We start from the raw sequence: 13,471 nt of genomic DNA, 5'->3' as shown, positions 1-13,471 counted from the left end.
TAAGCAGATGAGCAGGATCCTGAAACGCATTGCAGATGCTTTATTGCCCTGGGCCATGCCGATTGTGCTGGTGGCGCTGTGGCAGCTGGCATCATGGTCCGGCTGGCTTTCGACGCGCATTCTGCCCTCGCCCGCAGCAATTGTCGCCGCCTTCTGCAAACTGTCAGCCAGCGGTGAGCTATGGCAACATCTGGCGATCAGCAGCTGGCGGGCGGCCATCGGTTTCAGCATCGGCGGCGCTATTGGCCTTTTGCTGGGTTTGATCACCGGCATGTCCAGGCTCGGCGAACGCCTGCTGGATACTTCGGTGCAGATGCTGCGCAACGTGCCACATCTGGCGCTGATCCCTCTGGTTATCCTGTGGTTTGGCATTGATGAGACCGCCAAGATCTTCCTGGTGGCGCTGGGTACTCTGTTCCCAATCTATATCAACACCTGGCATGGCATCCGCAATATTGACCACGGCCTGCTTGAGATGGCGCGCAGTTACGGTCTGTCCGGCTGGAGTCTGTTTATGCAGGTGGTGCTGCCGGGCGCGCTGCCCTCGATGATGGTCGGCGTGCGTTTCGCGCTCGGCCTGATGTGGCTAACGCTTATCGTGGCGGAAACCATTTCGGCCAACTCCGGCATCGGCTATCTGGCGATGAACGCGCGCGAGTTCTTACAAACCGATGTGGTGGTGGTGGCGATCATTCTTTATGCCCTGCTGGGTAAACTGGCCGACGCCAGCGCACAGCTGCTGGAGCGCACGTGGCTGCGCTGGCACCCGGCGTATCAACTGAAAGAGGAAAACCCATGAGTGAGTTAACCCCCTCTCCGGCACGTCTGAATCCCGGTACGCCACTGGTTATCAAGGGCGTCAGCAAGCAGTATCACGGCCGCACGGTGCTGAACGCGCTCGACCTGCATATCCCTTCCGGCCAGTTTGTTGCCGTGGTTGGCCGCAGCGGCTGCGGCAAAAGTACCCTGCTGCGACTGCTGGCCGGTCTGGAAACATCAAGCAGCGGGCATCTGCTGGCCGGAAGCGCCCCGCTCGGCGATGCACGCGAAGATATTCGTCTGATGTTTCAGGACGCGCGCCTGCTGCCGTGGAAAAGCGTGATTAATAATGTTGGCCTTGGATTGAAAGGCAAAAGCTGGAAGGATAACGCCCTCAGGGCGCTTGAGGCGGTCGGCCTTGCCGAGCGGGCGACTGACTGGCCCGCAGCCCTGTCCGGCGGTCAGAAACAGCGCGTTGCGCTGGCGCGGGCGTTGATCCATCGTCCCGGTTTGCTGCTACTGGACGAACCACTGGGCGCTCTGGATGCGCTAACCCGCATTGAGATGCAGGATCTGATTGAATCGCTCTGGCAACAGCACCACTTTACCGTGCTGCTGGTCACGCATGACGTCAGCGAGGCGGTGGCGCTGGCCGACCGGGTGCTGTTGATTGAAGATGGAGAGATTGGCCTCGATCTGCCCGTCGATCTGCCACGTCCTCGTCGTAAAGGATCGTTAAGACTGGCCGAGCTGGAGGCACAGGTATTGGATCGCGTGATGAAGCGCACGGTTCCCACGCATGAAAAACGTTACGCACAACGTTGACCGCCTAATAGCGATAAAATGGGCGATCCGGTCGCCCATTTTATCCGGGATCCCCTATCAGGCGCTCAGGGCCTTAGTGATTTTCTCAAACAGATCGCCCGAAAGCTTATCCAGTCCTTTCAACTGTTCCAGAGCCTGACGCATCAGCCCCTGGCGGGTTTTGTCATAGCGTTTCAGTCGAATCAGTGGCTCTATCATGCGTGCCGCCACCTGCGGGTTACGCGTATTCAGATCGGTGAGGATATCCACCAGCAACTGATAGCCGCTGCCGTCAATGGCATGGAACGCCGAAGGGTTTAACTGCGTAAAGGCCCCGATCAGCGAGCGAACGCGGTTAGGATTACCGAGGGTAAAGGAGCGGTGATGCAGCAGCGCCCGCACCTGCGTCTGGACGTCCTCCGCCGGGCTGGTGGCCTGCAGGGTAAACCATTTATCCATCACTAAACCATCCTGATGCCAGCGGTCGTCGAACTCTGCCAGCAGTTGGTCACGGCACGGTAACTGAGCCGCCACCGCCGCTGACAGCGCGGCAACCGTATCAGTCATATTGTTGGCATGACCGTATTGCGCCCTGACCAGCTTATCCGCCAACGCCACATCGCCAAAGGCCAGATAGCTCAGACAAACATTTTTCAGCGCTCGCTTACCGATATCCGCCTGTTCTGTGCGGTACTCTGCCGTCAGGCTGGCGTGATAAACCGCCAGCAGCTCATCGGCCAGTTCACTGGCCAGGGTACGCACCAGCGCCTCGCGTACCACAGAGTTTGCCTGCGGGTCGATAATGTCAAACAGCTCGGCTATCTCGTTTTCTGCCGGCAATGTCAGGATCAGGGCGGTCAATGCCGGATCGCTGTTTTCCTCTAACAGGACGGCGCGGAAAGCATCTGCCACATGCAGCGGTAGCGACAGCGGCTGTCCCTGCTGCTGGCGGAAAACGTTCAGCTTAATGTAACTGGCCATCAGGCTTTGCGCCGCATCCCAACGCGCAAAATCGTTGCTGGCGTGGCGCATCAGGAAAGTCAGCTGGGCATCGCTCCAGTGGTAGTCCAACTTCACCGGCGCGGAGAACTCGCGCAGTAACGATGGAACCGGCTGGAAGTAAACGTTATCAAAGACAAAGGTCTGGAAGCTTTCCGTGACGTTAAGCACATGGTGCACCGGGCGACCGTTATGCTGTAACGGGATCACTTTCCCCTCCGCATCGTACAATTCAATATCCAGCGGAATATGCAGCGGCAGCTTCTGTTGCTGGTCGGCAGTCGGCGGCGTCATCTGGGTGACATGCAGCGTGTATTGCTCCAGCTCCGGGTTGTAGTCGTCGCGGATTGACAGCACCGGCGTACCGGACTGGCTGTACCAGCGACGGAACTGGGACAGGTCAACGTGAGAGGCGTCTTCCATCGCCAGGACAAAATCATCACAGGTGGCGGCACTGCCGTCGTGGCGTTCGAAATAGAGCTGCATCCCTTTCTGGAAATTCTCTTCGCCCAGCAAGGTATGCATCATGCGGATCACTTCTGCCCCCTTTTCATACACCGTCAGCGTATAGAAATTATTCATTTCTATCACCTGCTCCGGGCGAATGGGGTGCGCCATCGGGCTGGCATCTTCGGCAAACTGTAAACCGCGCATCTTGCGCACGTTATCGATGCGGTTTACCGCCCGGGAACCGAGGTCGGAGCTAAACTCCTGATCGCGGAATACCGTCAATCCCTCTTTCAAACTGAGCTGGAACCAGTCGCGACAGGTGACGCGGTTACCGGTCCAGTTGTGGAAGTATTCATGGCCGATCACCGCCTCAATGCCAAGGTAATCTTTGTCGGTAGCGGTTTCAGCTTTAGCCAGCACAAACTTAGAATTGAAGACGTTCAGCCCTTTGTTTTCCATCGCACCCATGTTGAAGAAATCGACGGCGACGATCATGAAGATATCGAGATCGTATTCCAGCCCGAAACGTTCCTCATCCCACTTCATGCTGTTCTTCAGCGAGGTCATTGCCCAGTCAGCGCGATCGAGGTTGCCCCGGTCAACAAAAATTTCCAGCGCCACGTCGCGACCGGAGCGGGTGGTAAAGCTGTCGCGCAGCACATCGAAGTCACCCGCAACCAGAGCAAACAGGTAGCAAGGCTTCGGGAAAGGATCGTGCCACTTCACCCAGTGACGCCCGTCTTCAAGCTGCCCGGCATCAACGCGGTTACCGTTAGATAGCAGATAAGGATAAGGAGCCTGAGCGGCGATGACGGTGGTGGTAAAGCGCGCCAGCACGTCCGGGCGGTCAAGGTACCAGGTGATATGGCGGAAGCCTTCTGCTTCGCACTGGGTGCAAAGCGCCTCGCCGGACTTATACAGCCCTTCCAGCGCGGTGTTTTTATCAGGATGAATGTCATTCACAATTTTCAGGGTGAAGTTTTCCGGCAGCTGTTGTAATACCAGCGCGCCCTCTTCCTGGTGGTAATGCGGCCAGGCGCAGTCGTCAACATGCAGCGATACCAGCGTCAGATCTTCACCATCAAGACGAAGATCGGCTCCGCTGGCACCCAGCCGCTTTATCTGGCTGACGGCCGTTACCTGCGTGGTGCCGGCATCCAGGTTGAAGGTCAGGTCGATATCGGTGATCGTATAATCCGGGGCGCGGTAGTCATGGCGATTTTTAGCTAACGGCAATTGCGTCATAAGTCCTTCTCACATCAGTAATAAGTATGGGTTAAAGTCTATTCCTGTTATTGCTATGTTGCCACGTTGAATCGCGCTCAATCGTTGTTGTTGTCTATAAAGAGGGCAATTTCTCGTATAAACACTGTGGTTACAGGTAAACAGACTGTTTTAATTGTGCTGCAATCAGGTTCAATAAATGCATATTCAGGTTATACTCCTGCGACTTTATATTCTTTGAACCAGGGATAACGCTCTTCGCCAGAGGATGCTGAAACGCACCATGACACGACACGCTGCCCCGATCCTGACCACGCTTCTCGACACCGATGCCTATAAACTTCATATGCAGCAGGCGGTTTTCCATCGTTATTACGATGTGACGGTAACGGCTGAATTCCGTTGCCGCGGCGACGACATGCTTGGCATCTACGCGGATGAAATAGTCCGGCAGATAGCGGCAATGGCCTCGCTGACGCTCACTGAGGACGAGTTTGCTTATCTCTCCAGCCTGCCGTTTTTTAAACCGGATTACCTGAACTGGCTGCGCACTTTCCGCTACAACCCCGCACAGGTGGCAGTGCGCAACCTGCAGGGAAAGCTGGATATCCGCATCAGCGGCCCCTGGCACGAAGTGATTATGTGGGAAGTGCCACTGCTGGCATTGATCAGTGAGGTGGTTCACCGTCATCGCTCACCGCTGGTCACGGCTGAAATGGCCGTCAGCCAGCTGAAGAGTAAGCTGGTGAAGTTTACGCAGCTGACCGCTGGCCTCGATATGTCATGTTTCCGTTTGATGGATTTCGGTACCCGTCGCCGTTTCTCACACGACGTGCAGCTGGCAATTGTCAGCACCCTCCAGCAGGAATTTCCATGGCTGGTGGGTTCCAGCAATTATGATATCGCCCGCCGGTTGAATCTGACTCCGGTCGGCACCCAGGCGCATGAGTGGTTCCAGGCTCATCAGCAAATCAGCCCAACCTTGGCTAACTGCCAGCGCGCTGCGTTACAGGCATGGTTGGACGAATATCCCGACCGACTGGGTATCGCCCTTACCGACTGTATTACCATGGATGCCTTCCTGCGCGATTTCGGCGGTGAGTTTGCTCATGCTTATCAGGGACTGCGCCATGATTCTGGCGACCCGGTGGAATGGGGTGAAAAAGCCATAGCCCACTATCAGCAGTTGGGCATCGACCCACTGAGTAAAACGCTGGTGTTCTCTGACAATCTCGATTTGGATAAAGCCGTGGCGCTATATCGTCATTTTGCACAGCGCATCAATGTTATCTTCGGCATTGGTACCCGACTCACCTGTGATATACCCCAGGTCAAACCGCTCAATATCGTGATAAAACTGGTGGAATGCAATGGTAAGCCGGTTGCCAAACTCTCGGACAGCCCCGGTAAAACCATTTGCCACGACAAAGCCTTTGTGCGCGCCCTGCGTAAAGCCTTTGATTTGCCGCTGGTGAAGAAAGCCAGCTAGGCCTGCTTCATGGGGGCAGATCGCATCTGCCCCCGGCTTTAACCTTGCCGAATAAATCTCTCTGTGTACCAGAATTTCTCTTGTTTCTCCTCCGCTGACAAGTAACATAGCGATACCCTGAATTGGGGTATTCCATTCCGATTAAGACTAATAGTGAGAAACGAATATGAGCGTTGTGCCTGTAGCGGATGTACTGCACGGCCGGGTCACGGTAGACAGTGAAGTCACCGTACGTGGCTGGGTGCGTACCCGAAGAGATTCGAAAGCCGGTATTTCCTTTATCGCCGTTTATGACGGTTCCTGCTTTGATCCGGTTCAGGCTGTCGTCAATAATTCTCTGAATAACTATCAGAATGAGGTATTACGTCTGACGACCGGCTGCTCGGTTGTGATTACGGGGAAAGTCGTTGCATCGCCGGGTCAGGGACAAAGCTTTGAAATTCAGGCAACCGAGGTTGAAGTGGTGGGCTGGGTTGATGACCCGGATACCTATCCGATGGCGGCGAAGCGCCACAGCATCGAATATCTGCGTGAAGTTGCGCACCTGCGCCCACGCACTAACCTGATTGGCGCGGTGGCGCGCGTTCGCCATACTCTGGCACAGGCGCTGCATCGTTTCTTCGACGAACAGGGTTTCTTCTGGGTTTCCACCCCGCTGATCACCGCTTCTGATACCGAAGGCGCCGGCGAAATGTTTCGCGTCTCAACGCTGGATATGGAAAACCTGCCGCGTACGCCAGAAGGCAAAGTCAATTACGATGAAGACTTCTTCGGTAAGGAAGCGTTCCTGACCGTATCCGGCCAGCTGAACGGCGAAACCTACGCCAGCGCTGTCTCGAAAATCTATACCTTCGGGCCAACTTTCCGCGCGGAAAACTCGCATACCAGCCGCCATCTGGCAGAGTTCTGGATGCTGGAGCCGGAAATGGCCTTTGCCGACCTGGAAGACAATGCTGCCCTGGCGGAAGCGATGCTTAAGTACGCTTTTAAAGCGGTGCTTACCGAACGCGCCGATGATATGGCTTTCTTCGCGGAACGCGTAGACAAAGATGCCGTTTCACGCCTTGAACGTTTTGTAACGACCGATTTCGCACAGGTCAATTACACCGAAGCCATTGAGATCCTGCTGGCATCTGGGCAGAAATTTGACAACCCGGTTGCCTGGGGTATCGATCTCTCTTCGGAGCATGAGCGCTACCTGGCGGAAAAACACTTCAAAGCCCCGGTAGTGGTCAAAAATTACCCGAAAGATATCAAAGCATTCTATATGCGCCTGAATGACGACGGTAAAACCGTTGCGGCTATGGACGTGCTGGCTCCGGGCATTGGCGAAATTATCGGTGGCTCCCAGCGTGAAGAGCGCCTTGAGGTGTTAGATGCACGTCTGGCCGAGATGGGGCTGAATAAAGAAGATTACTGGTGGTATCGCGATCTGCGCCGTTACGGCACCGTACCGCATTCCGGTTTCGGACTGGGTTTCGAACGATTAATCGCTTATGTCACTGGCGTGCAAAATGTAAGGGATGTTATCGCCTTCCCACGAACTCCACGTAACGCGACTTTCTGATTTCTGCATTAAATATAAGAAAATTAAAATAAATATTAAGGCCGACATCGTCGGCCTTTTTTTTATTTTTGTAAATTTAGAGTTGACTCACAAACTCCCTTATTTATTACATTTTGAAATACAATTTTTCATATTGTTACCAGAATAAGAGATTAGTAGCATTTTCGGGCTAGATTAACCGGGCTACCAATGGAAAGATGCCTGAAGACACAGGAAGACACCAAACTCTCTTCAAGGTTCTGTAAAGAATTGTTGTCGGCAGTGGCAGGTGTTCAAATAACTCCAACGAGGGTAATAATTAATGATGAAGCGCAACATTCTTGCAGTATTGATCCCAGCTCTGTTGGCAGCGGGTGCCGCTAACGCTGCAGAAATCTATAACAAAGATGGCAACAAACTGGACCTGTACGGTAAAGTTGATGCGCGTCACCAATTTTCAGATAACTCCGGTGAAGACGGAGATGAGTCTTACGTTCGTTTCGGTTTCAAAGGTGAAACTCAAATCAGCGATCGGCTGACCGGTTACGGCCAGTGGGAATACAACGTACAGGCAAACGTGGCTGAAGCAGAAGGTACTTCTGGTTCTAAAACCCGCGTTGGCTTTGCCGGCCTGAAGTTTGCTGATTACGGCGCGTTCGATTACGGTCGTAACTATGGCGTCGGCTATGATCCGCTGGCATGGACCGATATCCTGCCGGTATTCGGCGGTGACTCTGGTTATTCCGATAACGGCATGGTCGGTCGTTCTAACGGTCTGGCCACCTACCGTAACAGCAACTTCTTCGGTCTGGTTGATGGTCTTGACTTCGCGCTGCAGTACCAGGGCAAAAACGAAGAAAGCGATAACGGTCGTAAAATTGAAAAAGCGAACGGCGACGGTTGGGGCAGCTCCGTTACCTATACTACTCCGGTTGGCGTGGCGGTATCTGCTGCTTACACCAGGTCAGATCGCACCAACGCTCAGCAGAACGCCTACTTCGCGAACGGCAGTAAAACCGCTGAAACCTGGTCTACCGCCGTTAAGTATGACGCAAAAAGTGTTTACCTCGCGGCGATGTACGGTGAAACCCGTAACAACACCTTTATCAGCGGTAATTTCGACGGCGTAGATCGTAGCGGCATGGTCAACAAAGAGCAGAAATTCGAAGCGGTGGCACAATACCAGTTCGACTTCGGCCTGCGTCCATCCCTGGCTTACGTGCAGTCTGTCGGTAAGAAGATCGAAAACGTTGGCAAACAGGATCTGTATAAGTACATCGACGTGGCCACCTACTACTACTTCAACAAAAATATGTCCACCTACGTTGATTACAAAATCAACCTGCTGGATGAAAACGAATTCACCCGTAATGCCGGTATTTCTACCGACAACACCGTTGGCGTTGGCCTGGTATACCAGTTCTAATTATCACTCTGCCGCGGTTTATCCGCGGCGATGTGTGCGTCAGACGGGGCTTCGGCCCCGCTTTTTTTTGGCCTTCTGCAGGGAGTTTCGGTTGTGGCGACCGGGACGCTATTCTCATTCCTTGTCTTCATTGCCGGGGCTTTTTTTCGCCGCAAACGATTGGCAATTCTCCCTGTATGACGGTAACCTGAGCCAACAATTCGCTTTAGATTAAGCTAACGGACTCCCACTATGTTTGAACGTATTGCAGCTGCCCCCGCCGACCCTATTCTTGGCTTAGCCGATCTGTTTCGAACGGATAAGCGCCTGAACAAAATTAACCTCGGTATTGGCGTGTATAAAGATGAAACCGGCAAAACGCCGGTACTGTCCAGCGTTAAAAAAGCTGAACGGTATCTGCTGGAAAACGAAACAACCAAAAACTATCTGAGCATCGACGGGATTGCCGACTTCGCCCGCTGTACTCAGGAACTGTTGTTTGGCGCCGCCAGCCCTCTGATTGCCAGCCAACGAGCACGCACTGCGCAGACTCCAGGAGGCACTGGCGCACTGCGGGTCGCTGCGGATTTTATCGCCACACAAACCAGTGCAAAACGCGTCTGGGTCAGCAATCCCAGCTGGCCAAATCATCAGAACGTGTTTACTGCCGCCGGTCTGGAAGTTTGTCAATACGACTATTATGATGCTGCCAGCCACAATCTGGATTTCGACGGCATGCTGCAAAGTCTTAATGCTGCCGTGGCCGGTGATATTGTCCTGTTCCACGGCTGCTGCCACAATCCCACCGGCATTGACCCGACTGCCGAACAGTGGGCGCAGCTTGCCGATCTGTCGCTGACTAAGGGCTGGCTGCCGCTGTTTGACTTTGCCTACCAGGGCTTCGCCCGCGGTCTGGAGCAGGATGCCGAAGGTTTGCGTACTTTCGCAGCCAGCCATCAGGAGCTGATCGTGTGCAGCTCATACTCGAAGAATTTTGGCCTGTACAATGAGCGTGTGGGTGCATTTACCCTGGTTGCCAGCGACGCTGCGGTGGTTGATACCGCCTTCAGCCAGGTGAAAGCGACCATTCGGGCTAACTACTCCAATCCTCCGGCACACGGGGCGGCAGTGGTTGCCACCATCCTTAGCAACAGCGATCTGCGTGCGCAATGGGAGCAGGAGCTGACCAGCATGCGCGATCGTATACAGCTTATGCGCCAGCTATTTGTCAAGACGCTTGAAGAAAAAGGGGCGAAAGGCGACTTCGGCTTTATTATTGCGCAAAACGGCATGTTTTCCTTCAGCGGCCTGACAAAAGATCAGGTCGTCAGGCTGCGCGATGAGTTTGGCGTGTATGCGGTGAACTCCGGGCGCGTTAACGTAGCGGGTATGACGACAGATAATATAGCCCCGCTGTGTGAGGCTATCGCCGCTGTGCTGTAGTTCGGTGCCGGGCCGCCATAGCAGCCCCCCCGTGATTGGCTAACGCTGTAAACGGAAAAAGCCTGCAATAGCAGGCTTTTTCCGTGGTGAAGGCGGTTATTGCAGGAACGGATTGCTGATACGCTCGCGTCCCAGCGTTGACATTGGTCCATGACCTGCGATAAAGGTCACGTCGTCACCCAGCGGCAGTAACTTGTTCAGGATGGAAGCGATCAGGTCCTGGTGGCTGCCCTGCGGGAAGTCTGAGCGCCCTACGCCACCGCTGAAAATCACATCGCCGGAAACCAGCAGACGGGCTTTACGCTCGAAGAACACAATATGACCCGGCGTATGTCCGGGGCACAGCAGCACTTCCAGCACGGTGTTGCCAACAAGTACGACTTCCCCCTCTTGCAGCCAGCGGTCCGGGGTCAGTGGCGCGCATTCGTCGAAGCCGAACATCTGGCTTTGCTGCGGTAAACCGTCCAGCCAGAATTTGTCCGCCTTATGCGGCCCGACAATCGGGACATCGTAATGTTCGGCCAGCTCGGCCGCAGCGCCAACATGGTCGAGGTGGCCATGAGTCAACAGGATTTGCTTAACCGTTAAGCCGAGGGCAGCGATCTCATGTTTGATCTTCTGTGCATCGCCGCCCGGATCAACCAGTGCAGCTTCACCGGTTTCAGGGCACCAAATGACCGAACAGTTCTGCGCGAACGCGGTGACCGGGATAATGTGATAATTCATAATACTCCATGGCCGGCCGCCACAGGGCAGCAGGAATTTCGCCTTACCAGCGCCGAACCGGCCCGGTATCAATGTGCACAAAGTTACTGCGAGGATAGTACCCTACACCGCCCGCCCGTAGCGAAAGTGCAGCTTTGCGGATATTGCTTAATGAGATCCCTTCAATATGGAAATCCATCGCCTGTCCCAGCGTGTGGTAGCTGTGCTTAGCCACGCCGTCACTGCGCTCACGCAGCATGTTGTTGGTTGCCAGCGAACGGTAGCCGGAAATCAGCTGAACCGGTTTACGGGTATTCAGCAGGGTTTGCAAACGGAACAACTGATCGAACAGGTGGGGATCGATACTCTTACTTTTATTGGCCCGATAATCCCGGAAAAAGTGGTTAAGACGCGTCAGTTCTGACTTATCGTAGGTTTTACCGTTAAAAAACTCGGTTTTAAGACTTTCACCGGTGTGCAGATTATTAAGAGTGAGCATCCGGGGACGAGCGGTAGAAAGCGAGGCAAAAGCCTGGCTCGGAAGTAGTGCGACACCCAGGGCGGCTCCGCCCAGAGTCAACCACTTACGGCGATGAGAGTCGATCTTATCCATAAAGCTGTATTACCTGGCTATAAAATTCGGGATTGTGCATATAATGCGCTGGCTGGAACCTTACCGGGCGCGAATTCATCCGTCAACCCGGCGAAGTACGAAAATAACGCATTGGTCCGGGAGTGGAACCCATCAGCCCTTACGCTCAACACCCGGTGAACTGCTGATTAATCAGAGATTAGAGCAACAATTGCCCAGCCCGCGCCAGCACCTGAGTACCTGAACGCGCGGTGTAGTCATAATTGTAAATATCTGTACGAAACTGCGGCAGCCCATCTTCCGCTACCCAGGCGGTCAAATAATAGAGGTTGACCGGGATACGATGGCGGATCGGCACGAAGCGAGTATTCCCCTCCTTCAGCGTGCCGGAGATGCGCGCGTCGTCCCAGCCCACATCATGCAGCAGCAAATTAGCCAGATCGGAAGCGCGATTCACCCTTACGCAGCCGGAACTCAGAGCGCGAATATCCTTCTGAAACAGGCCATGATTTGGCGTGTCATGCAGGTAGATAGCGTCAGAGCTTGGCATATTGAACTTGTAGCGCCCCAGCGAGTTGGTGGGGCCAGGCGCCTGGCGGATGCGGTACGGGAAAGAAGCAGCAGAAACCATACTCCAGTTAATCATTGAAGGGTCAACCACTTCTGCTTCGTTACTCCAGCCTGCAAGCAAGGTATAACCGTGTTTATACAGATACATCGGGTCCTGTTTCACCTTCGGCACAATATCTTTGCGAACCAGCGTGGTTGGCACGTTCCACGGTGGGTTAAGCACGACATTATTCAACGCGCTACGCATCAATGGCGTTTTACGGTCCGGGCGGCCGACGATGACGCGGGAAGACAGTATTTCACGGCCATTGACGTAGTAAGCCAGCGAATAATTTGGGATGTTAACCATTATGCCGTTGTGCATATCATCGGGCAGCAGGCGCAGACGCTGAATATTTAACGCCAGCAGTGTCGCCCGCTGCGGCGGCGAGACGTTCAGCCATTGGCGGGTGCGCAGCCCTATCGCGCCATCGGCCTCCAGCCCTTGCCAACGCTGGAACCGTTTTAGCGCCTCCACCAGCTGCGGCGTATAGGTATTCGTCGGGCTGCCCAACGCCGCCTGCCCGGTAAAGACATTTGGCTCTGCGGCTGCGTTGGAGGCATCGCCTGATATCTTCGCCGACGGGCTGACAACGGCGCTGTTTTCCCCCTGACCACCTAAGCCTGTGTCCGGTTGCGCATTATCATCGTCATGCACCAGGGGGGCATTCACCGCACCTACCACTTCCACCGGTGGCCTGGCAGGCTCATTTGCCGCTGACATCATTCCGTTTCGTTGCAGGATATCACGCAAGGCCGGTACGTCATTGCTGATCTGGCCCGGTCGCAGCGTCTGCTTATCGACAATTTGCGGCCACGGCCGGGTATCCGCCAGCAGGGATTTCAGCGCCTGATGCATGCGCACATACTGCGGATGCCGGGGAGCCAGAGAGCGCACAAAGCTATCGAGGTTGCCCTGGGCAAGGGCTTGCTGCCACTGGTTTATCACCGTCGTTGACGGGGCTTCCAGCCGGTACGGCACCGTGCTGTAAAGCCAGGCTTCGCCTTTAGCGGGCACGCTGGAGGTGAACTGCAGATAACCCAACATCGCATCAGATAGCACCACATCCCGCGCCAACCCTTTAATGGCGGGATCCGTCAGCTGTTTTACCCATTGGGAAAACTGCGGTTGTACGCCAGAAAGGGCAACTTCAGCCAGCTGTTGCTCAAACAGCCTGAGCGCCTGAGGATCCTGCCACATCAGCTGCATATGATTGCTGGCATACAGCGGCACAAGGTTTTTGAGATAAAACGGCATTATACCGTGAGGTAAAGCGGCCGTAATTTGCTGCTGGCTCTGCGTGACGCTGACAGCCGGCACCACCGCAGTGAAAACCGGTGGTGTACCTGCTACCGCGCCGGGTAAAACTGCCAGCCCGGAAAGCAGGCTGCACCCGACGGCAAGCGCTTGAATGAGTGATGATTTCTGCAGCAACATCCCTTGCT

10 protein-coding genes are annotated in these 13,471 nt (G+C 54.7%); 6 read left to right on the top strand and 4 right to left on the bottom strand.

The window, feature by feature from the left end; genetic code table 11:
• Nucleotides 1-7 precede the first annotated feature (7 nt).
• Nucleotides 8-799 carry an aliphatic sulfonate ABC transporter permease SsuC gene (gene ssuC / locus JGC47_RS06725; RefSeq protein WP_004156956.1) on the top strand — a complete coding sequence of 264 codons (792 nt, stop codon included), beginning with the start codon at nt 8-10 and terminating at the stop codon, nt 797-799.
• On the top strand, nt 796-1,584 hold the full coding sequence (gene ssuB / locus JGC47_RS06720) for an aliphatic sulfonates ABC transporter ATP-binding protein (protein WP_004156955.1): 789 nt from the start codon (nt 796-798) through the stop codon (nt 1,582-1,584). The genes ssuC and ssuB overlap by 4 nt, the downstream gene beginning before the upstream one ends.
• Before the next feature lie 57 nt (nt 1,585-1,641).
• Here the strand turns inward: ssuB and pepN are convergent, their stop codons facing one another.
• Nucleotides 1,642-4,257 carry an aminopeptidase N gene (pepN, locus tag JGC47_RS06715; RefSeq protein ID WP_004156954.1) on the bottom strand — a complete coding sequence of 872 codons (2,616 nt, stop codon included), beginning with the start codon at nt 4,255-4,257 and terminating at the stop codon, nt 1,642-1,644.
• 247 nt (nt 4,258-4,504) lie between these two features.
• On the opposite strand from pepN, the gene pncB reads away from it, so the two are divergent.
• The 4 genes from pncB (at nt 4,505) to JGC47_RS06695 (ending at nt 10,119) form a co-directional block, all read left to right on the top strand.
• Nucleotides 4,505-5,725 (top strand): nicotinate phosphoribosyltransferase, encoded by a 1,221-nt coding sequence (pncB, locus tag JGC47_RS06710; RefSeq protein WP_004156952.1) that lies wholly within the window; start codon nt 4,505-4,507, stop codon nt 5,723-5,725.
• Between the two features lie 166 nt (nt 5,726-5,891).
• Complete coding sequence (asnS, locus tag JGC47_RS06705) at nt 5,892-7,292, top strand: asparagine--tRNA ligase (protein WP_004156951.1); 1,401 nt, start codon at nt 5,892-5,894, stop codon at nt 7,290-7,292.
• 301 nt (nt 7,293-7,593) lie between these two features.
• Entirely contained in the window at nt 7,594-8,697 is a 1,104-nt protein-coding gene (gene ompC / locus JGC47_RS06700) for a porin OmpC (RefSeq protein WP_004156948.1), read from the top strand.
• Between the two features lie 231 nt (nt 8,698-8,928).
• Nucleotides 8,929-10,119 (top strand): amino acid aminotransferase, encoded by a 1,191-nt coding sequence (locus JGC47_RS06695; protein ID WP_004156945.1) that lies wholly within the window; start codon nt 8,929-8,931, stop codon nt 10,117-10,119.
• Nucleotides 10,120-10,215: 96 nt separating this feature from the next.
• Here the strand turns inward: JGC47_RS06695 and JGC47_RS06690 are convergent, their stop codons facing one another.
• The 3 genes from JGC47_RS06690 to ldtD form a co-directional block, all read right to left on the bottom strand.
• A complete protein-coding gene (locus JGC47_RS06690) occupies nt 10,216-10,845 on the bottom strand; it encodes an MBL fold metallo-hydrolase (protein ID WP_004156943.1) in 630 nt (209 codons plus the stop codon).
• A 43-nt stretch (nt 10,846-10,888) separates the two neighbouring features.
• On the bottom strand, nt 10,889-11,437 hold the full coding sequence (gene mepK / locus JGC47_RS06685) for a peptidoglycan L,D-endopeptidase MepK (protein ID WP_004156941.1): 549 nt from the start codon (nt 11,435-11,437) through the stop codon (nt 10,889-10,891).
• A 178-nt stretch (nt 11,438-11,615) separates the two neighbouring features.
• A complete protein-coding gene (gene ldtD / locus JGC47_RS06680) occupies nt 11,616-13,463 on the bottom strand; it encodes a L,D-transpeptidase (RefSeq protein WP_004156940.1) in 1,848 nt (615 codons plus the stop codon).
• Nucleotides 13,464-13,471: the final 8 nt, after the last annotated feature.

It is taken from the genome of Erwinia amylovora, assembly GCF_017161565.1.
Lineage (GTDB): Bacteria > Pseudomonadota > Gammaproteobacteria > Enterobacterales > Enterobacteriaceae > Erwinia > Erwinia amylovora.
The sequence above is the reverse complement of the archived record's forward strand: the minus strand, read 5'-3'. Positions and strand labels throughout refer to the sequence as shown.

Bases quoted from the DNA above. Each gene is read 5' to 3' on its own strand.
- ompC (WP_004156948.1), top strand. From the start codon at position 7,594: ATGATGAAGCGCAACATTCTTGCAGTATTGATCCCAGCTCTGTTGGCA.
- ldtD (WP_004156940.1), bottom strand. From the start codon at position 13,463: ATGTTGCTGCAGAAATCATCACTCATTCAAGCGCTTGCCGTCGGGTGC.
- pncB (WP_004156952.1), top strand. From the start codon at position 4,505: ATGCTGAAACGCACCATGACACGACACGCTGCCCCGATCCTGACCACG.
- asnS (WP_004156951.1), top strand. From the start codon at position 5,892: ATGAGCGTTGTGCCTGTAGCGGATGTACTGCACGGCCGGGTCACGGTA.
- JGC47_RS06690 (WP_004156943.1), bottom strand. From the start codon at position 10,845: ATGAATTATCACATTATCCCGGTCACCGCGTTCGCGCAGAACTGTTCG.
- ssuC (WP_004156956.1), top strand. From the start codon at position 8: ATGAGCAGGATCCTGAAACGCATTGCAGATGCTTTATTGCCCTGGGCC.
- ssuB (WP_004156955.1), top strand. From the start codon at position 796: ATGAGTGAGTTAACCCCCTCTCCGGCACGTCTGAATCCCGGTACGCCA.
- pepN (WP_004156954.1), bottom strand. From the start codon at position 4,257: ATGACGCAATTGCCGTTAGCTAAAAATCGCCATGACTACCGCGCCCCG.
- mepK (WP_004156941.1), bottom strand. From the start codon at position 11,437: ATGGATAAGATCGACTCTCATCGCCGTAAGTGGTTGACTCTGGGCGGA.
- JGC47_RS06695 (WP_004156945.1), top strand. From the start codon at position 8,929: ATGTTTGAACGTATTGCAGCTGCCCCCGCCGACCCTATTCTTGGCTTA.